Origin of the sequence: Staphylococcus sp. HMSC14C01 (genome assembly GCF_001808085.1) — a bacterium.
Classification (GTDB): Bacteria; Bacillota; Bacilli; order Staphylococcales; family Staphylococcaceae; genus Staphylococcus; species Staphylococcus hominis.
In genome coordinates this window covers 1-851 of sequence record NZ_KV792028.1, presented here as the reverse complement: position 1 = coordinate 851, position 851 = coordinate 1, and the positions used below count along the sequence as shown (strand labels likewise).

Sequence of the window (851 nt, the reverse complement as noted above, 5' to 3'; positions counted from 1 at the left end):
GTAATGACTTACATGGTCGTGGCGCAAATCAATTAGACCAAAACAACTTTGTTAATACACCACATTATAATCGTGATGACTATGAGAGTTATAATCATCCAAAGTTCTCAAATCAAGCTACTCGTGATACTAATCAAGAGATTGATTATAAAACTTATTATAATGATCCGAGATTTAAGTCTCGTAAACGTTTTATTGTTAGCTTTATTACTGGTGCAATTATTGGCTCAACTATTGGACTTTTAACTAAAAATAAAGCAAACCAAAAAATTGATGATTTAAAAGCAAAAGAACAAGAAGTTAAAGATAATTATTATAGTATTAAACAACAAACAGAAGAAACAATTGATAATGTAAGACATAAAATTGAAGACTTAAAAAATAGAAAACATACAGGTATTTCTTCCGATGAGCTTGCAGCACAACGTCGTGCAATTCAATCAGAAACATCAAGTAACTTGGCAGATGAATCACCACAAGCGCAAGAAATACAAGAAGCCAAGGCTGAAACTATAGTAAAAGAAAATAATTATTTTAATAATGAACATAATAGTGCGGAAGAAATTGTAGCACAACAAAATGCTATTAAAGCTGAGTTGTCAAATAACTTAGCAGATGAATCACCACAAGCGCAAGAAATACAAGAAGCCAAAAAAGAAGCAGTTGCTAAAGATGAAAAACAAGAAGAAACAGATGCACTTGCAGCACAACGTCGAGCAATTCAATCAGAAACATCAAGTAATTTAGCAGACGAATCGCCACAAGCGCAAGAAGTACAAGAAGCCAAAAAAGAAGCAATTGCTAAAGATGAAAAACAAAAAGAAACAGATGCACTTGCAGCACAACGTCGA

The 851-nt window shown here is 32.8% G+C and carries 1 protein-coding gene; it reads left to right on the top strand.

Annotated features, from left to right (window positions below):
- Window positions 1-140 precede the first annotated feature (140 nt).
- The coding region (locus HMPREF3131_RS11310) for a YtxH domain-containing protein (RefSeq protein ID WP_371106362.1) at window positions 141-851 on the top strand (711 nt) is incomplete at its 3' end.